At 60.0% G+C, this 16,967-nt stretch carries 14 protein-coding genes; 5 read left to right on the top strand and 9 right to left on the bottom strand.

Annotation, left to right across the window (positions count from 1 at the left end; genetic code table 11):
• The first annotated feature begins 5 nt into the window (after window positions 1-5).
• Window positions 6-1,616, top strand: coding sequence for an AAA family ATPase (locus ACKJSM_RS13510; RefSeq protein ID WP_410237832.1), 1,611 nt, complete (start codon window positions 6-8; stop codon window positions 1,614-1,616).
• A gap of 83 nt (window positions 1,617-1,699) precedes the next feature.
• On the opposite strand, the gene ACKJSM_RS13505 is transcribed toward ACKJSM_RS13510, so the two are convergent.
• The 4 genes from ACKJSM_RS13505 to ACKJSM_RS13490 all read right to left on the bottom strand — a co-directional run bounded on the left by ACKJSM_RS13505 (window position 1,700) and on the right by ACKJSM_RS13490 (window position 6,785).
• Window positions 1,700-3,052 (bottom strand): c-type cytochrome, encoded by a 1,353-nt coding sequence (locus ACKJSM_RS13505; RefSeq protein ID WP_410237830.1) that lies wholly within the window; start codon window positions 3,050-3,052, stop codon window positions 1,700-1,702.
• 17 nt (window positions 3,053-3,069) lie between these two features.
• Window positions 3,070-5,319 (bottom strand): molybdopterin cofactor-binding domain-containing protein, encoded by a 2,250-nt coding sequence (locus tag ACKJSM_RS13500; protein ID WP_410237828.1) that lies wholly within the window; start codon window positions 5,317-5,319, stop codon window positions 3,070-3,072.
• Window positions 5,319-5,774, bottom strand: coding sequence for a (2Fe-2S)-binding protein (locus ACKJSM_RS13495; protein WP_027613020.1), 456 nt, complete (start codon window positions 5,772-5,774; stop codon window positions 5,319-5,321). Before ACKJSM_RS13495 ends, ACKJSM_RS13500 begins: the two co-directional genes overlap by 1 nt.
• A 78-nt stretch (window positions 5,775-5,852) precedes the next feature.
• On the bottom strand, window positions 5,853-6,785 hold the full coding sequence (locus ACKJSM_RS13490) for an AraC family transcriptional regulator N-terminal domain-containing protein (protein WP_410237826.1): 933 nt from the start codon (window positions 6,783-6,785) through the stop codon (window positions 5,853-5,855).
• A 230-nt stretch (window positions 6,786-7,015) separates the two neighbouring features.
• On the opposite strand from ACKJSM_RS13490, the gene ACKJSM_RS13485 reads away from it, so the two are divergent.
• Window positions 7,016-8,224, top strand: a complete 1,209-nt coding sequence (locus tag ACKJSM_RS13485; RefSeq protein WP_410238028.1) for an MFS transporter — start codon at window positions 7,016-7,018, stop codon at window positions 8,222-8,224.
• 199 nt (window positions 8,225-8,423) lie between these two features.
• Here the strand turns inward: ACKJSM_RS13485 and ACKJSM_RS13480 are convergent, their stop codons facing one another.
• The 4 genes from ACKJSM_RS13480 to ACKJSM_RS13465 form a co-directional block, all read right to left on the bottom strand.
• Window positions 8,424-9,422 carry an NADP-dependent oxidoreductase gene (locus ACKJSM_RS13480; protein WP_410238026.1) on the bottom strand — a complete coding sequence of 333 codons (999 nt, stop codon included), beginning with the start codon at window positions 9,420-9,422 and terminating at the stop codon, window positions 8,424-8,426.
• Between the two features lie 67 nt (window positions 9,423-9,489).
• The gene (locus tag ACKJSM_RS13475) at window positions 9,490-10,359 is read right to left on the bottom strand and encodes an alpha/beta fold hydrolase (protein WP_410237825.1); all 870 of its coding nucleotides are present in this window, start codon (window positions 10,357-10,359) and stop codon (window positions 9,490-9,492) included.
• A gap of 82 nt (window positions 10,360-10,441) precedes the next feature.
• Complete coding sequence (locus ACKJSM_RS13470; protein WP_410237823.1) at window positions 10,442-11,230, bottom strand: SDR family NAD(P)-dependent oxidoreductase; 789 nt, start codon at window positions 11,228-11,230, stop codon at window positions 10,442-10,444.
• Between the two features lie 39 nt (window positions 11,231-11,269).
• A complete protein-coding gene (locus tag ACKJSM_RS13465) occupies window positions 11,270-12,370 on the bottom strand; it encodes an alkene reductase (RefSeq protein ID WP_410237821.1) in 1,101 nt (366 codons plus the stop codon).
• A gap of 149 nt (window positions 12,371-12,519) precedes the next feature.
• Here ACKJSM_RS13465 and ACKJSM_RS13460 point away from each other — a divergent pair, with 149 nt between their 5' ends.
• The 3 genes from ACKJSM_RS13460 (at window position 12,520) to ACKJSM_RS13450 (ending at window position 15,340) form a co-directional block, all read left to right on the top strand.
• Window positions 12,520-13,116, top strand: a complete 597-nt coding sequence (locus tag ACKJSM_RS13460; protein ID WP_410238025.1) for a TetR/AcrR family transcriptional regulator — start codon at window positions 12,520-12,522, stop codon at window positions 13,114-13,116.
• 129 nt (window positions 13,117-13,245) lie between these two features.
• On the top strand, window positions 13,246-13,866 hold the full coding sequence (locus ACKJSM_RS13455) for a TetR/AcrR family transcriptional regulator (RefSeq protein ID WP_236182598.1): 621 nt from the start codon (window positions 13,246-13,248) through the stop codon (window positions 13,864-13,866).
• Window positions 13,867-14,068: 202 nt separating this feature from the next.
• Window positions 14,069-15,340, top strand: coding sequence for an OmpP1/FadL family transporter (locus ACKJSM_RS13450; protein ID WP_410237820.1), 1,272 nt, complete (start codon window positions 14,069-14,071; stop codon window positions 15,338-15,340).
• 75 nt (window positions 15,341-15,415) lie between these two features.
• Here the strand turns inward: ACKJSM_RS13450 and ACKJSM_RS13445 are convergent, their stop codons facing one another.
• Window positions 15,416-16,876 carry an efflux transporter outer membrane subunit gene (locus tag ACKJSM_RS13445; RefSeq protein ID WP_410237819.1) on the bottom strand — a complete coding sequence of 487 codons (1,461 nt, stop codon included), beginning with the start codon at window positions 16,874-16,876 and terminating at the stop codon, window positions 15,416-15,418.
• Window positions 16,877-16,967: the final 91 nt, after the last annotated feature.

Genomic DNA, 16,967 nt, shown 5'->3' with positions numbered 1-16,967 from the left:
CAGGCATGAACCGCACCAAGCAAATCACAGATTACCTCAAGGCGCGTTATGCGATTTTGGTCATCGAGACTTTTGAGGAGGAGCGTGCACTCAATGAAATTTCTGAAATTGCCAAGACGCTGAGCCATCGCTTATTCGTCTGGAACTCGACGATGGGCGTGCAGATAAATGGCGTCGTGGCCGGAGATAAAACCTTTGATTTGAAAATGGCCCTGGATTTTTGCGAAGAAAAGGCGAAGGAGGAGGGCAGCAAGAATATCTTTGTTTTTTGTGATGCACATAACTACCTTGGCTCAAGCTCCAATCCGGTTTATCGCCGCCGACTTCGAGACTTGGCCATCAATATCCGCTCACTTGGGTATCGAAGTAATTGCATTGTCGTAGCGCCCAGCTTTGAAATTGCCAATGATCTTCAAAAGGAAATCACGCTGATTGATTTTCCTTTGCCGTCAAGAGACGAAGTCAAGGGTCAGGTAAATAACTTTGTTAATTCCTGGCAAGGTAATGACAGCGTCAAGATTGATCTTTCCAGCGAAGTCAGAGACAAACTCATTGATGCCGCATTGGGTCTCACGGGATTGGAGATTGACAATAGTCTGTCTCGTTCATTGGTATCCAGTTTGAGTTTGAATGAAAACACCGTAAACGATCTGCTTTCCGAGAAAAAACAAATCATACGCAAGACAGGGATCCTGGAATACATCGACTCAAAGCTGAATCTTGAGGATGTCGGAGGGCTGGCAACGCTCAAGAAGTGGCTCCATTTGCGTAGCCAGTGTTTTGGGCAGCTTGCCAAGGAGTTCGGTGTCGGAACCCCGAAAGGTTTGCTCTTGACTGGTGTTCCCGGTTGCGGCAAGTCGCTGACGGCGAAATGCGTAGCGTCGTCATGGAACATGCCTTTACTGCGATTGGACATGGGCAAGATCTTTCAGGGGGTGGTTGGCTCTTCAGAATCCAATATTCGTTCCGCCCTGCGTACCGCAGAAGCGGTTTCCCCCTGCATCCTGTGGATCGACGAAATTGAAAAAGGTCTTTCCGGTTCTTCCGGAGGAGCATCGGACGGTGGCACGGCTACACGGGTATTCGGCACGTTGCTGACCTGGATGCAAGAAAAAACGGCGCCTGTTTTTGTGTTTGCTACCGCCAACAATATCAATAGCCTGCCGCCGGAGTTGTTGAGGAAGGGGCGGTTCGACGAAATATTTTTCGTTGATTTTCCGTCGACACTGGAAAGAAAGAAGATTCTTGAAATACACCTGAAGAAATTGAAGCGTGACCCGGAAAAATTCGATCTGGATCGGTTGTCTGCTTTAGGAGGCGAGTCGAACTTTGGTCAGGACGTTGTGCTTTCTGGTGCTGAGATCGAAGCCTGGGTCGGGGATTCCCTGATTGAAGCGTTCTCACGGCGCATGAATGGTTTTGATGATGCAAGCGATCTGACGATGGCTGATTTCGAAACCACTATTTCGCGCCTGGTCCCCATGAGCAAAATGCGCAAGGACGAGTTTACAAGGCTTCGTGATTGGGCGAATCAAAACGCGATCAGTGCTTCGGCCATGGTTGCCGGCCTGAATGACACGGAAACTCAAATCGGTGGCAGGCAGATCGATTTTTAATGACACACACGTTAGCAGGCGACTTGCTGGTCTTGCGCTGTGCGCAGGACCAGCAAGTCGATGCTTTCCATCCGGTTTTCCTCTTAACGCATCTGCAGGATGATCGGGCTGCTGCTGGCCGGATCGGTGTGTTCACGCAGTTTGCCCACGGTCTGCGCATCAACGGCGCTGCCCTGATTGCCCCAGTTGCTGCGCATGAACGTCAGCACTTCGGCGATCTGCTGATCCGACAGCTGCTCACGGAAGGCCGGCATGCGATAGGCATCCGGCACGCCGGCCGCCACCACTCGTTGCGAACCATTGAGGGTGATGTTGATTGCCGAGGCACTTTCCCTGGCCATTGCAGAAGTCGCGCCGGCCAGCGGCGGCATCCATTGCGATTGACCCTTGCCGTCCAGACCGTGGCACGACGCACAGCGCGTCACGTAGGTCTGTGCACCGGGCGAGTCCAGACGTTGCGCTGCCGAAACCGCTTGATACTGCCAAGGCGCGCCATCCCGTTCGCGATCTCCCGGAAGCGACTTCAGGTAGTGGGCAATGGCCGTCAGATCGTCGTCGCTCATGAACTGCGTGGAGTTGTTGAACGCCTCGGTCATCGAGCCGTAGACCACTGCGTGCTGGTTGCGACCGGTCTTGAGGAACTGCACGATCTCCTGCTCACTCCAGCGGCCCAGCCCGGTGTTGTGGTCATCGCGCAGGCTCGGCGCGTACCAGCCATCGAGCAGGGCGCCGGCGAGGTATGGCTTGCCGGACTCATCCAGTGCCTTCTCGTTGAACGCCAGGCTGCGCGGCGTGTGGCAACTGCCGCAGTGCCCGGCGCCCTGCACGAGATAAGCGCCGCGGTTCCATCGTTCATCCTGCGACGGTTTAGTCACATAAGGTTCGGTGTCAACAAATACACCGTTCCACAGCGCAATCGGCCAACGCAGGTTCAGCGGAAACGGAATCCCGCTCGGGATGTTCGCTTGTTTCACCGGTGCCACGCCTTTCATGAAGAAAGCATACAGCGCTCGAACATCGTCATCACTGAGCTTGGCGTAGGACGGGTAGGGCATCGCCGGGTACAGACGGCGACTGTCGGGCGCCACGCCGTGGCGAACGGCACGGTCGAAGTCCGCCAGGCTGTAGTGACCGATGCCGGTTTCTGTGTCCGGGGTGATATTGGTCGCATGGATTGAGCCCAGCGGCGTGGCCATTTCCAGCCCACCGGCGAATGGCGCACCGCCCGGCACGCTGTGACAGGCCACGCAATCGCTGAGCCTGGCGACGTATTCGCCACGGGCGACCAGCGCCGGGTCGATGTCGGCCACGGCGATCTGGTGGTTCTCCAGGCGCGAGACAGGCTCGCGGGTGACATACCAGGCCAGCAGGCCTGCCGCGACCATGCACGGCACCGCCAGCCAGCCAGCGGTTCTTGCGAATCGGCTGTTATTCATGGACGCTCCGGCGCTGATCAACTGAAGGTGTGTCGGCTCATGGGCAGGCTGCGCACTCGCTGACCGGTCAGCGCTGCCACCGCGTTAGCGACAGCGGGCGCGACCGCAGGCAACGGCGGTTCACCAATGCCACCCATTTTTTCCCCGCTCTCGACCACCCGCACATGGACCCGTGCCATCCGCGCAGGCGGCAGGATCGGATACAAGTCGTAGTTGCGCGCCCGGGGTTTGCCATCGATCCACACGGCTTCTTCCACCAACGTCTGCGACAGTCCCAGTGCTACGGCGCCATTGACCTGAGCCTCGACAATCGCCGGGTTGACGATGCTGCCCGGATCAATCGCCTGCCAGATGTCATGCACCTTGACCTGGCCGTTCTTGATGGACACCTCGGCGATCACCGCCGTCTCGGTACCGAACGGCGAAGCCATGGCCACCCCGCGCGCACGTCGGCTGCCGTCCTCGGCAGTAAACGGGCCGCGCTTCCAGCCGCCCGACAGTTCACCCACCGCTTGCAGCAGGGTGGTCAAACGCTTGTTGTCGCGCAGCAAATGCAGGCGCAGGTCGAACGGATCTTTGCCACCCTTGTCGGCCAGTTCATCGAGGAACGACTCATAGAAAAAGTCGTTGAGCGAATTACCCACCGAACGCCAGTAGCCGAGCATCGCCGGGCCTTTGACGTAGATCTGTGCGATGCGTTTGTTGGGGATCGCGTAGGACTTGCCCGACAAGCCTTCAAGCGCCGTCGGGTCGAGCTTTTCACCTTGCTTGCCGGCGAGGGCTTCGGTCGGGCCTTCGGTGGCACTGATCGCTTCAATTGCCAGCGGCCAGCCATCGTTGTCCAGTGCGGCACGGAAATTCACTGCGGCAACCGGGCGGAGCACGTCACGCAGGAACTCTTCTTCGCGACTCCAGATCAGTTTGACCGGGCGCCCAACCGCTTTGGCCAGCGCGATGGCCTGAGGGTAGGGACTGGCCGAGTCGTAGAGGAAATGCCGACCGAAGAACCCGCCCAACAGCGGCGAATGCAAGGTGATGCGTGACGGATCGAGCCCGGTGCGTTTGGCGATGTCGGCGCGGAACATGTCCGGCGCCTGATTCGGCAGCCAGACCTCAAGCGAACCATCCGGATTGAATCGGGCCAGTGCTGAAGGCGGCTCCAGCTGTCCGTGGTTCAGGTATTGGTTGTGGTAAGTGGCGTCGATCCGGGCCTTGGTCTCCTTGAGAATCGAAGCCACATCGCCTTCGTGTTCATCATCTTTGGCGGGGCTTTTATCTTCAGCGAGGCGCTTGAACCAGGCATCGCTGGAAAAGTCGGCGGGCATCGGCCGCACTTGGCTGTCGGCCGTCGGCTCTTGCCAGTCGACCTGGATCGCCTCGACGGCACGTTTGGCGTGCCACCAGCGCTCGGCGACCACCGCTACAGCGCCCGGCAGACGGTGCACGGAATGCACGCCTTTCATCGCCTTGACCTGGTCTTCGTTGCGCAAGTTGCCCACGGTCATCCCCAGGCGCGGGGCATGTTGAACGGCGGCATGCAGCATGTCGTCGACTTTCAGATCGATGCTGTACAGCGCCTTGCCGGTGGATTTGTCGTAAGCGTCGAGACGCTTCACCGGTTTGCCGATCCAGCGGAACTGACTCGGATCACGCAGCTTCACCGAGGCCGGATCGGGAACCGGCAGATCCATCGCGCGCTCGGCCAGTTCACCGTACGTCAGCGAGCGGTTCGACTTGGCATGCACGACTTTGCCAGGCTCGGTGGTCAACTCGCTCACCGGCACGCCCAGTTGCTGCGCGCCGGCCTGCAACAGCATGGCGCGGGCGAGGGCGCCGAGGCGACGCATGACCGGGTAACTCATGCGCACCGACATACTGCCGCCGGTGATGCGCAGGCCGTTTTCCATCACCACATAGGCTTCGCCGGGCGGCGCGGCTTCGACGAGGAAGGTCGCCGGGTCGGCATCCAGTTCTTCACCGACGATCTGCGCCATGGCGGTGAACGTACCCTGTCCGCCTTCCATGAACGGACAGAGCAGGCGCACGCGGTTGTCCGGGCGGATTTCGAGGAATGCCGGGACCTGTGTGCCGCGCTCGGCCGTCGCTGCCGCTGCCGCTTGTACCCGTGTCACACCGAGTGGCAGACCGAAGCCGAGCACCAATGCGCCGACGGCGGTACCGGTCAGAAAACGTCTGCGCGACACATTGATCGGTTCCTGCAGATCCAGTACTGAAGCGTGCTGCGAAGGGTCGATACGAACGTTCATCACGCGTCCCCCTTGCCGGCAAGCTCATGCACGGCGGCATGAATGGCGTTGTAAGTACCGCAGCGGCACAGGTTGACCATCGCCGCCTCGATCTGCGCATCACTCGGTTTGGGGTTTTGCTTGAGCAACGCGGTGGCGGCCATCACCTGCCCGGACTGGCAGTAGCCGCACTGGGCGACCTGCAGATCGACCCAGGTCGAGACCACCCGTTTGCCTACGTCATCGGCCTCGATGGCCTCAATCGTGGTGACTTCGCGGCCGACCACACCCGCCACCGGCGTGACGCACGAACGCACCACATTGCCGTCCACCAGCACCGAGCAGGCGCCGCATTGCGCCAGTCCGCAGCCGTACTTGGTGCCGGTCATGCCCAGATCATCGCGGATCACCCACAGCAAGGGCGTATCGGCGTCGGCATCGACCTGATAGGTCTTCTGGTTGATTCGTAGTTCCATGATTCACCCGCTTGATCATCGGTTGACGTGCATTGTTATGAGCGGTGACACGCGGCGAGGCGCATCACCGGTTTTCGTTCAATTCACTAGTGTGCCGAGTGCTTCTGCCTCGTATGGCTGCCCGCGCAAAAGGGCCATGTCACGACTCGGCGCGGTGCCGAACAGCCGGCCGTATTCACGGCTGAACTGCGAAGGACTTTCATAGCCGACCGCAAACGCCGCGCGCGAAACGTCGAGGCGCTCGACCAGCATCAGTCGGCGGGCCTCGTTCAACCGCAGCCATTTCTGATACTGCAGCGGACTCATGCCGGTGAGCTGGCGGAAATGATGGTGAAAGGTCGGCGCGCTCATCTGCACCCGCGCGGCCAGATCGTCGATGCGCAGGGCATCGGTGTAGTTGACCTTGAGCCAGTCGATGGCCTTGGCGATGCGATAACCCTGGCCATCGACGGCAGTGATCTGCCGTAGCCGCGGGCCTTGGTCGGTGTGGAGCAGCCGATAGTGGATTTCTCGCAGAATCAGCGGCGCCAGGACCGGGATCGCCTCGGGTTCATCGAGCAGGGCCAGCAGGCGATCGAGCGCGTCTTCCAGCGCTGACGACAGGCTGCCAATCGCGGCGCCCGTACCCGTTGATGGCTGGCGTTTCGCGGGCAAGCCGCTCTTGGTAATGACCTCGGCAAGCATGCTGACATCCAGTTTCAGCACGAGGCCGACACAGGGCTGTTCGGGACTGGCGAGCATCACTTCGGAGTTGGCGGGCAGGTCCAGCGACGTGACCAGAAACCGCGACGGGTCATAGCTGTAGCCCTCACCACCGACCCACAAGCGCTTTTCGCCGCGACCCACGAGAATCAGGCTGGGTTCGATCATGCACACAACGGGAGGCGCCGGCTGGTCGCGACGAAACAGCGACAGCCCGGGTATCGACGTGGCGAAGTCACCCGGCGCGTTCACACGCCGATCGATGTGCACGGCCAAGGGCGATTCCTGGGGCAGAGGGGTCGGGATCATGTCGGGTCACTCCTGTTGACCGAACTCTAATCCGCGCGCGAGACGTTTCCTATCCATCACCCTGCATCGCCAGAGGATCAGGCAAGCATTCAAGAGGAATGCGCTAGGGAAGCACCGGACTGACCGGGAGAATGTGTCTATCTGTTACAGGGACAATGCCCGGACGGGCGACAAACTGTTTGCCCCTGCGCATCACACCCCACACGTTTTTCGCACCACAGGTAGTTTCCATGACGTTTCCTTCTTCAGATCCTTCTAAAAGAACAGGCGGCTGGAGCGCCGTGCTGGCGATGTCGCTGGCCGCATTCGCTCTGGTCGCTTCAGAGTTCATGCCCGTCAGCCTGCTGACGCCGATTGCGGCAGACCTGCACATCACCGAAGGCCAGGCCGGGCAGGGGATTTCCGTGTCCGGTGGCTTTGCCTTGATCACCAGTTTGTTGATCGCCTCGGTCGCCGCTCGCATCGAACGCAAGCAGCTTCTGCTGGGCCTGACCTTGCTGATGATCGTCTCCGGAACGGTCGTCGCGCTCGCCCCGGGCTACCCGTCGTTCATGTTCGGACGTGCGTTGATCGGGATTGCGATTGGTGGTTTCTGGTCGCTGTCGGCGGCGACTGCCATGCGCCTGGTGAAGCCTGAACAGGTTTCCCGTGCGCTGGCCATCGTCAATGGCGGCAACGCTTTGGCCACGGTCATCGCCGCACCGGCGGGCAGCTTTCTTGGTTCGTTGATCGGCTGGCGCGGCGCATTCTTCTGTGTGGTTCCGGTCGCGGTGCTTGCCGCCGTGTGGCTACTGATCAGCCTTCCGTCTTTCAAGGCCGAGCGCCAGGCCGGTAGCGGCAACGTTCTGCGGTTGATGAGGCAATTGCCAGTGGCTTTGGGCATGGTCGCCGTCAGCGTCTTTTTCATGGGCCAGTTCATGCTGTTCACTTACCTGCGGCCATTTCTCGAAGGGGTCACCGGTGTCAGTGTTTCAACATTGTCTTTGATGCTACTGGGCCTGGGGCTGGCAGGTTTTATCGGCACCTTTCTGATCGAACGGTTTATGGGCCGTGGCCTCTACCGCACGCTGACCGCCATTCCGCTGATCATGGCGGTGATCGCGCTGGCGTTGGTCAGCTTCGGCAAATCGCCGGTGCTGACCGCCGTGTTGCTCGGACTTTGGGGACTGGTCGCCACAGCCGCGCCGGTTGGTTGGTGGACGTGGCTGGCGCAGACGCTCCCGGATGATGCGGAAGCGGGAGGCGGCTTGCTGGTGGCCATCGTCCAACTGGCGATCGCCGGCGGCGCAATCGTTGGCGGCCTGGCGTTTGATCTGAGCGGTTACAAAGCCACCTTCGAGCTTAGCGCCGCTGTCCTGGTCGCCGCGTCTGTGCTGGCCTGGCTGGCCGGACGCAATGCCACGGAAGTTCATCTTGGCGAGCCGAACGCGACAGCCTGACGAGATCACCTGCAACCGGTTTCGCCTTATGGCTCAAGCATCAAACTGCGCCAAACGATAACGGGCGGTTCAACCCGCGCAACATCCGGTTGCGGCGCTTGCTGTTCCTGCACCTCTGGCGAAATCACTTCGGATGATGAGCGCTCAAGCAGTAAAAGCTGTGCAGTTTCTATGGTCGACTCATGAGTAGGCTGCGTGGTCATTTGAGCGAAACAACGACCTTGCCCTTGGCGCGTCCCCGCTCGACGTACTTCAATGCCTCGGCCGTTGATTCAAAGGGGAAGGAACGATCAACCACTGGTTTGATGATCCCGTCCTCCACGAGCGCGGTGATGTGTTGCAGTTGAGCGCCATTGGCCCGCATGAACACGAACGCGTAGCTGACATCCTGCTTGCGCGCTTTGCGACGAATGCCAAGGCTCAGCAGGCGCATGACTTGCTGCAATGGCCAGGACAATCCTTGCTCCCGCGCGAACTGCACAGTGGGTGGGCCCGAGATGGAAATGAGTTGGCCGCCGGGCTTCAGGACTTTGAGTGACTTCTTCAGCACGTCGGCGCCGAGGCTGTTCAGCACCACGTCGTAGTCATGCAGCACATTTTCGAAGTTCTGCTGTTTATAGTCGATGACTAGATCGGCCCCCAGCGCCTTGACCCATTCGACATTGGCGGTGCTGGTAGTTGTGGCGACAAACGCACCGAGGTGTTTGGCAAGCTGAATCGCACTTGTGCCGACGCCGCCGGAACCCGCGTGAATCAGCACTTTCTGGCCCTTTTGCAGCCGGGCGGTTTCAACCAGTACTTGCCAGGCGGTCAGTGCAACCAAGGGCAGGGATGCGGCTTGTGCCATGTCGGTATTGGCGGGTTTCAGGGCGACCGCGTTTTCGTTCACGGCGATCAATTGGGCGAACGTCCCGATCCGCGCTTCGGGCGGGCGAGCGTACACCTCGTCTCCCGGTTTGAAGCGTGTCACCTTCGAACCGACTTCAACCACGACCCCCGCCAGGTCATTGCCCAATATCAACGGAAAGGCGTAGGGCAGAATCAGCTTGAACTCGCCTTTGCTGATCTTCGAATCCAGCACGTTGATACTGCTCGCATGGACCTCGATCAAGACGTCGTGGGCACCGACTGCGGGGGCGGGCGCTTCGCCAATGCGTCCGGGGTTCTTGCCATAGCCATCAATCAGAAATGCTTTCATCGTGGTGCGGCTCTTGCTGGTAGTAAGGAGGCTAGCCGGTGCATTGCGGTGTTGCTGCGTGACGTGGTCAAGCATCGAGAAACGCCTGCGCCTTGGTCACAAAGTCGGCGTGATGCTGGAAAATCCCACCGTGCCCGGCATCCTCATAAATCACCAACTGTGCGTTGGGGATAAGCCTGGCCAGTTCAAACGAGTTAATGCTGGGCACCATGATGTCGTTGTCGCCGTTGACGACCAGCGTCGGCGTGCGCAAGCGTCCAAGCGCTTGTCGCGGTTGTTTGCCCCACGCCGTGATGGCTTTCAATTGCCGCAGGAAAGCGCGGGGTGTCGGGCCCTTGTCGCGATTGTTCTTGCGTGCCTTGAGGCGTCTTAAATACTGCGAGGCAGACCGTCGCCCATTGGCCGACGAGGTGAAGAAAAGGTAGGACTTGGGATCGCGCAGGGTCAGCAAGCCTTTGAGGATCAATGGCCATAACACTGTGCCGACCTTGTCGATGCCGGTGCCGCCCGCCGGTCCAGTACCGGTCAGAATCAACCGGCGTACCAAGTCAGGCGCCTTGAGGGCAATGTCCTGAGCGACGAAACCTCCGAGGGAAAATCCGAGCACATCCACGGTTTTCAGCCCCAGCGCCCTGATCAGCTGGATGGCATCGTCGGCCATTTCACCCACCGTCAGTGGCGCGGTCCCACCCGAGTTGCCGATACCGCGATAGTCGGTGGTGATGACGCGTCTGGTTTGCGCCAGGCCATCGATGATCGCGGGGTCGAAGTTGTCCAGCACCGCGCCCCAATGGTTGAACAGTACAAGCGGCACGCCGGTTGCGGGCCCGGTGTCGCGGTAGGCAAAGGGAATGCCGTTGACCGTGATCGACTGGTTCGCTGCGTCGATGAATGACGTCGGCGAACCGGAGCGGGAATTTGTCTGTATTGAACTCATTGTCACTCCGGACAGCGGGCAGGATTCGATGCAATGCCATGTGCCTGCATCGAATCTGCCGCGAATGCTCGCTAGCAAAAAATCACTGTGGCGTCTGGTAGCGTTGGGCGACCGCAGACTGGCGGATTTGCCCCAGCAGGCCCTGGCGTGCGCCCTGCAGGTCGTCCCAGCGCTCCGCTTCGTGCAGCGGCGGGATGGTCACAGGTTCGCGACGATCGAAGCCGACCAGTGCGGCATCCACCAGATCACCCACTTCCATGATTTCGCTCAGGGTGTTGATGTCGACGCCGGAGCGATCCCAGATTTCCGTGCGGGTGGCGGCGGGCAACACGGCTTGCACATAGACACCTTGCGGCGACAGTTCCAGGCTCAGTCCCTGGGACAGGAACAGCACGAAGGCCTTGGTCGCACCGTAGACGCTCATGCCGAACTCCGGCGCCAGGCCTACCACCGAACCGATGTTGATGATCGCGCCGTCGCCGGCCTTGGCCAGGCGTGGGGCAATGGCGCTGGCGAGCCGCACCAGCGCCGTGGTGTTGAGGGCCACCAGTTGCGCAACGCTGTCGGTGCTTTGGTCGACAAAGTGGCCGGACAGCGCAGCGCCGGCGTTGTTGACGAGGATGCCGATACGGGCGTCGTCGCGCAGGCGGCTTTCAACGGTGGTCAGATCATCCAGTTGGGTCAGGTCTGCCGGGATGACATCGACGGCGACGTCGTGCTCGCTGCGCAGGCGCGCTGCCAGTGTGTCCAGGCGGGCCTTGTCGCGGGCGACCAGAACCAGATCGTGGCCGCGTTGGGCGAAGCGGTCGGCGTAGACGGCGCCAATGCCGGTAGAGGCGCCAGTGATGAGAACAGTAGGGCGAGTGCTCATGGGGTATCTCTCTTTCAGAAGGTGAGAAACGGAACGCGCTCAGCTTGCGCTGACGCTCGATTCAGCCAGCGTCGGGTAGTCGATGTAGCCCACCGCGCCGCCGCCATACAGGGTGGCGGGATTGAACGCGGACAGCGGCGCGCCCTGCTTGAGGCGCTCCACCAGATCCGGGTTGGCAATGAACGGGCGACCGAAGGCGATCAGATCGGCCTGGTCTTCGGCCAGCCGCGCAGTCGCCAGGTCCAGGTCATAGCCGTTGTTGGCGATATAGGTGTTTTTGAAGCGCTGGCGCAGGGCGTCGAAATCGAAGGGGGCTACGTCACGCGGGCCGCCGGTCGCGCCTTCGACCACGTGCAGGTAAACCACGCCGAGGGCGTCGAGTTGCTCGACGACGTAATTGAATTGCGCCTGCGGATCGCTGCTGGATACGCCGTTGGCCGGCGACACTGGAGACAGGCGCACACCGGTGCGATCCGCGCCGATCTCATTGACGACCGCCGCCGTCACTTCGAGCAACAGACGCGCACGATTTTCAATCGAACCGCCGTAAGCGTCGGTGCGCAGATTGGCGTTGTCCTTGAGAAACTGATCCAGCAAATAGCCGTTTGCACCGTGAATCTCCACGCCGTCGAACCCGGCAGCGACCGCGTTGGCCGCAGCCTGGCGGAAATCGGAGACGATCCCCGCCAGTTCGCTGGTTTCCAGGGCGCGGGGTTCGGAGACGTCTTCAAAACGGTTGTTGACGAACACTTTGGTCGCGGCACGCAGCGCAGAAGGGGCCACCGGTGCGGCGCCGTTTTCTTGCAGGTCAACGTGCGACACGCGGCCGACATGCCAAAGCTGCAGGAAGATTTTTCCGCCTTTGGCGTGGACGGCATCGGTGACTGTGCGCCAACCGTCAATCTGTGCCTGAGTGTAGATCCCGGGCGTGTCCTGATAACCCTGACCCTGTTGGGAAATCTGCGTCGCTTCGCTGATCAGCAAACCGGCGCTGGCGCGTTGGCTGTAATAGGCGGCCGCGTATTCGCTGGGGACAAAGCCCTGGCCTGCGCGGTTGCGTGTCAGCGGTGCGAGAACGACGCGGTTCGACAGCGTGAGACTGCCTAGCGTGTAAGGGGTGAACAGAGTCTGCTGGGTCATCTGATGATTCTTCCGTGCCCGTTGAGGGAGATCGGTGGGGTGTGGAATTAGGATGATGATCGAAATCTAAACTGTCAACCGTTTTGATTATGGATAACATCAATGTATCATCGAGCGCAGGAATTCCCGCTAAACACGAGGTATTGCACGTGAGAGTGACCAAGGCCCAGGCGCAGGCCAATCGAGAACACATCGTTGAAACGGCTTCAGCGCTGTTCCGTGAACGTGGGTTTGATGGCGTCGGTGTGGCCGATCTCATGGCGGCTGCCGGTTTCACCCATGGAGGCTTCTACAAGCACTTCGGCTCGAAGGCCGACCTGATGGCCGAAGCCTCGGCCTGCAGTCTTGGCAAATCGTTGACCGGCGCCCAGGCGCTCGATGTTCCCGGTTTCATCGACGTCTACGTGAACAGAGAACATCGCGACGGACGCGGCAGCGGTTGCACGATGGCCTCACTGTGTGGCGACGCGGCGCGTCAGTCGGACGATGTGAAGGCAACGTTTGCCGCAGGCATTGAACAGATCCTGCAAACCCTGGCGGAAAAATATCCTGTGGGCACGGATGCCGCAGAGGGCGAGGGGAGAAAGAAAATGATCGACCTGCTGTCGCGGGCGGTCGGCGCGATTGTCCTGTCACGCGCTTGCCCGGATGATTCGGCATTGGCGGACGAAATTCTTGAGGTTTGCCGCGCTGAAATGTTTGCTTCATTACCGGTGCTGCCGGTCGATCAAGTGGAAACACCGTAGAAGGGCCGATCCGGCCTTTTCGATGACTTGAACGTCAGCCTGTTATCAGCCGATCAGCCGGCTTTTCGTGACTATGTATTCTGTTGGTCACGATTTGTAAGTCCTCGACAGGGTGAGTAAGCTACGCCCATGAACCAGCCATCCCTATCTTCGCCCGGCCCTCGTGGCCCAGTCGATCACGAGATTCGTGATCAGATTGTCGCGGCAGCCAATGAACACTTCAGCCAATACGGCTATGGCAAAACCACGGTTTCCGATCTGGCCAGGGCCATCGGTTTTTCCAAGGCGTACATCTATAAGTTCTTTGATTCCAAACAAGCGATCGGTGAAGCGATCTGCTCAAACTGTCTGGGCCAAATCGTTGCAGCGGTAGAACAGGCTGTTAACGCAGAGGCGATTTCGCCGACCGAGCGGTTCCGCCGACTGGTGAAAACCGTGATAGCAACGGGGGTGGACCTGTTCTTCAATGATCGCAAGCTCTACGACATCGCTGCATTTTCCGCCGGGGAGCGCTGGCCCAGTGCCCAGATGTATGAAGACCAGATCAAGCGCTTTATCTTCGACATCGTGCGTGAAGGGCGGGAGCTAGGAGAGTTCGAGCGCAAGACTCCGCTGGACGAGACCGTCGAGGCGATTCATCTGGCCCTGCGGCCCTTCGTCAACCCGTTGCTGTTGCAGCACAATCTGGATTTTATCGAGGTCGCGCCCACGCTGACTTCCAACCTCATTCTGCGTAGCCTGATGCCCTGACCCAACCCAGCTCACCTGTTCAGGTGAGCTGGGCCACAGCGCGACATCCTTCCCAATCAGATTTCCTGTTCCCGCACATGTATGCCGGAGCAGCGTTCAATTTTGCTTTATGTGACCATTGACTGAAATGGTCACTTGGATAGTATGGCTTCGCTGTCGTTCTCGATGTTGTTTTTCAGTGATCCCCATAGAGTCCCAGATAATGAAAAAAATAATGCTCAAGAATCCTGTCGGCCTGGCCGTTGCGCTGGTGTCTTCCAACGTGTTGGCCGGTGGCTTTGCCCTCAACGAACAAAGCATCAGCGGGATGGGTTCCGGTTTTGCCGGTCGATCTTCATCTGCCGAAGACGCCAGTACGATCTACGGCAACCCGGCGGGCATGGCGCGGCTTAAACAAGAGCAGGTGAGCGTGGGGGCGGCGACGCTGTTCGCCAAGTCGGACATCAGCCAGACACGCAGTACGTTTGGGGGGAAGGAAGACGGCGACATGGTGCCCACCACCACAGTAGCCATGGGGTATTACGTGAAACCGATCGATGAGCATTGGGCATTCGGCGTCGGGTTTTATGTGCCTTTCGGGCTGATCACCGACTACGGCAGTGGTTTTGCCGGACGCTATTACGCCAACAAAAGTGAAGTCACCACGCTGACCTTCCAGCCGACCATCAGCTACGCCTTTAACGAAAAGGTGTCGATCGGATTCGGGCCGACCATCAATCGTATCGGCGGAGAGATATCGGGCATGGTGCCCAACCCACTCAGCCCCGGGCGCAATGATGGCAAACTCAAAAGCACCGGCGATGACACCGCACTGGGCTTCAATGCTGGCGTGCTGGTGCAGGCGACCGATCAGACCCGCCTCGGCCTGACGTATCACTCCAAAGTCAGTTATCACCTGGACGCCAAAACCAAGGTCACCGATGGCATCTTCAGCGTGCTGGGCGTCAGCGGCCGTAGCTATGACGCATCGCTGGATGTGGACACGCCGGAGTCGGTGGACTTTTCGCTGACGCATCAATTCAACGACGACTGGACTCTCTATGTGGGCAGTACCTGGACGCGCTGGAGCCGCTTCAAGGAACTGACGATTGAGAACAGCGGCTTGCCGCCGTTGCTGAGCGGGCAATTGGGGACGATCAGCGAAGAGCAGAACTGGCATGACACCTGGGCACACGCGATCGGTGCAGCCTATCAATTGAATAACCAATGGGTGCTGCGTGGCGGGTTTTCGGTCGATCAGTCACCCGCCAACAACACCAATCGGGGGCCGCGCATTCCGACGGGCGACCGTAAGGTTGTCAGCATCGGCGCCGGCTGGACGCCCGTGGACAATGTCACGATCGATCTCGCGTATTCCTATCTCTGGGAGGAACGCGTGGAGGTCAACGACACCTCGGCATCGAGGGGTGCCTACAGTGCCAAGTACAAGAACAGTGCCAGCGGGTTCGGTACTTCTGTCAGTTATCGCTTCTAGTTGAGCGCTGCCAAGCCAAATGCGGGCCGGGAGTGCACGTGTCTCCCGGCTCTTGAAGCGTTTTGAGGTTGCTGCTCAGCGCGCCGCTACAGACCCCGGCTCAACGGGTTGCCATCCTCCACCGAGCGATTTGAATACCGCCACCGCCGCACGGGCCGATTCCGTCCGCGCCTGCGCTCTGGCGTCGGAGGCCTGCAGCAGTGTTTCGTCGGCGTGCAGGACATCGATCAGGCTGGCGGTGCCTTTTTCATAGGCGGTGAACGAGGACTGGCGAGCTTGAGTCAGCGCCGCTTCGCCGCCGGTCAGGGTGGTGGTCTGGGTTCGCCGATTCACCAGTGAGGACAGCGCGTTCTCGACATCTTCGGTGGCGCGCAGTACCGACTGGCGATAGGCGGCCAATGCTTCAGATTCCTGACCTTTGGCTTGATCGATCCGGGCGTTGATGCGTCCGAAGTCAAATAGCCGCCAGCGCAGGCCCACGACGCCGCTCGACTGGCTCGCGCCGCCAGTGAAAAGATTGCCGCCGGAGACGGCAGTCGCGCTGCCGAGCAAGGCGCTGAGGGAAAATTTCGGGTAGTACTCGGCAATCGCTTCACCGATGCGCGCGTTGGAGGCCGCAAGACGGCGTTCGGCGACGATCAGATCCGGTCTGCGCCGCAGCAGATCTGCCGGTGTGCCCAGCGCAGTCAGCGACGGCACATCGGGAATTTCGCCCTCACGTGCCAGTTGCGTGCGGTGAGTGCCGGGAGGCGTGCCGAGCAGCACGTCCATCGCATTCATGGCCGCCTCCAGACCGCTTTGCAGTAGCGGAACGGTCGCCTCGACTTGCGACAACTCACCCTCGGCCTGGCGCACCTGATACTCCGCGGCCAGACCCTTGCCGTAAAGCAGTCGGACCTTTTCCAGCAACGTGCGCCGGGTATCGACTTGCCGGTTGGCAATGTCCAGCCGAGCCTGTAATCCGCGCAGGGTGATGTAGATATCGGCCGTTTGCGCAGCGATCGCCAACCTTGTCGCCGTGAAACCCGCCGCCGAGGCCTGGTACTCAGCCAGTGCCGCCTCGCGTCCGCGGCGCAGTCCGCCAAAGACATCGACTTCCCAGCCCGCCTCGAGGTTGGCCTCGTAGGCATTGCCGGAACGGTCGTAGCCCGGTGTTGAATTCAACACCTGGCCCAGTGGTGTTTCGACTGACTGATAAGCGCGTGCCGCCTGTGCGCTGATGTTCGCCGAGGGCAGCAGTGCTGCATTGGCGGCGCCCAGGCCGGCCCTGGCCTGGGTGACGCGCGCCGAAGCCTGTGCCAAATCCAGATTCTGCTGCAAGGCTTGGTCGATGAGGCCGGTCAGCAGCGGATCATTAAAGCTTTCCCACCAAGCGGCAAGGCTGTCCGGCGTCGAACCGGATCGCGATTCGACAGCAGACTGCCCCAGATAATGATCTGAAAGCGGGGCGTCTGGACGATGGTAATCCGGACCCACCGCACAACCTGTCATGAGGCTGGCGGTCACTAAAAAAGCAATCGGGCGTAGGGGAGGCATCGGCGTTCCTTAACGAGATTTTAGTGACCATATTACGTAATGGTCACGTTGTGTCAATTAAGGATGATTGATCTTGTTTCTCAGATTAAAA

The sequence above is a fragment of the Pseudomonas sp. PHC1 genome (genome assembly GCF_046487845.1).
In the GTDB taxonomy this organism is placed as follows: domain Bacteria; phylum Pseudomonadota; class Gammaproteobacteria; order Pseudomonadales; family Pseudomonadaceae; genus Aquipseudomonas; species Aquipseudomonas sputi.
This window is presented reverse-complemented; position numbering and strand designations above follow the sequence as displayed.

Bases quoted from the DNA above. Each gene is read 5' to 3' on its own strand.
- ACKJSM_RS13510 (WP_410237832.1), top strand. From the start codon at position 6: ATGAACCGCACCAAGCAAATCACAGATTACCTCAAGGCGCGTTATGCG.
- ACKJSM_RS13505 (WP_410237830.1), bottom strand. From the start codon at position 3,052: ATGAATAACAGCCGATTCGCAAGAACCGCTGGCTGGCTGGCGGTGCCG.
- ACKJSM_RS13500 (WP_410237828.1), bottom strand. From the start codon at position 5,319: ATGAACGTTCGTATCGACCCTTCGCAGCACGCTTCAGTACTGGATCTG.
- ACKJSM_RS13495 (WP_027613020.1), bottom strand. From the start codon at position 5,774: ATGGAACTACGAATCAACCAGAAGACCTATCAGGTCGATGCCGACGCC.
- ACKJSM_RS13490 (WP_410237826.1), bottom strand. From the start codon at position 6,785: ATGATCCCGACCCCTCTGCCCCAGGAATCGCCCTTGGCCGTGCACATC.
- ACKJSM_RS13485 (WP_410238028.1), top strand. From the start codon at position 7,016: ATGACGTTTCCTTCTTCAGATCCTTCTAAAAGAACAGGCGGCTGGAGC.
- ACKJSM_RS13480 (WP_410238026.1), bottom strand. From the start codon at position 9,422: ATGAAAGCATTTCTGATTGATGGCTATGGCAAGAACCCCGGACGCATT.
- ACKJSM_RS13475 (WP_410237825.1), bottom strand. From the start codon at position 10,359: ATGAGTTCAATACAGACAAATTCCCGCTCCGGTTCGCCGACGTCATTC.
- ACKJSM_RS13470 (WP_410237823.1), bottom strand. From the start codon at position 11,230: ATGAGCACTCGCCCTACTGTTCTCATCACTGGCGCCTCTACCGGCATT.
- ACKJSM_RS13465 (WP_410237821.1), bottom strand. From the start codon at position 12,370: ATGACCCAGCAGACTCTGTTCACCCCTTACACGCTAGGCAGTCTCACG.
- ACKJSM_RS13455 (WP_236182598.1), top strand. From the start codon at position 13,246: ATGAACCAGCCATCCCTATCTTCGCCCGGCCCTCGTGGCCCAGTCGAT.
- ACKJSM_RS13450 (WP_410237820.1), top strand. From the start codon at position 14,069: ATGAAAAAAATAATGCTCAAGAATCCTGTCGGCCTGGCCGTTGCGCTG.
- ACKJSM_RS13445 (WP_410237819.1), bottom strand. From the start codon at position 16,876: ATGCCTCCCCTACGCCCGATTGCTTTTTTAGTGACCGCCAGCCTCATG.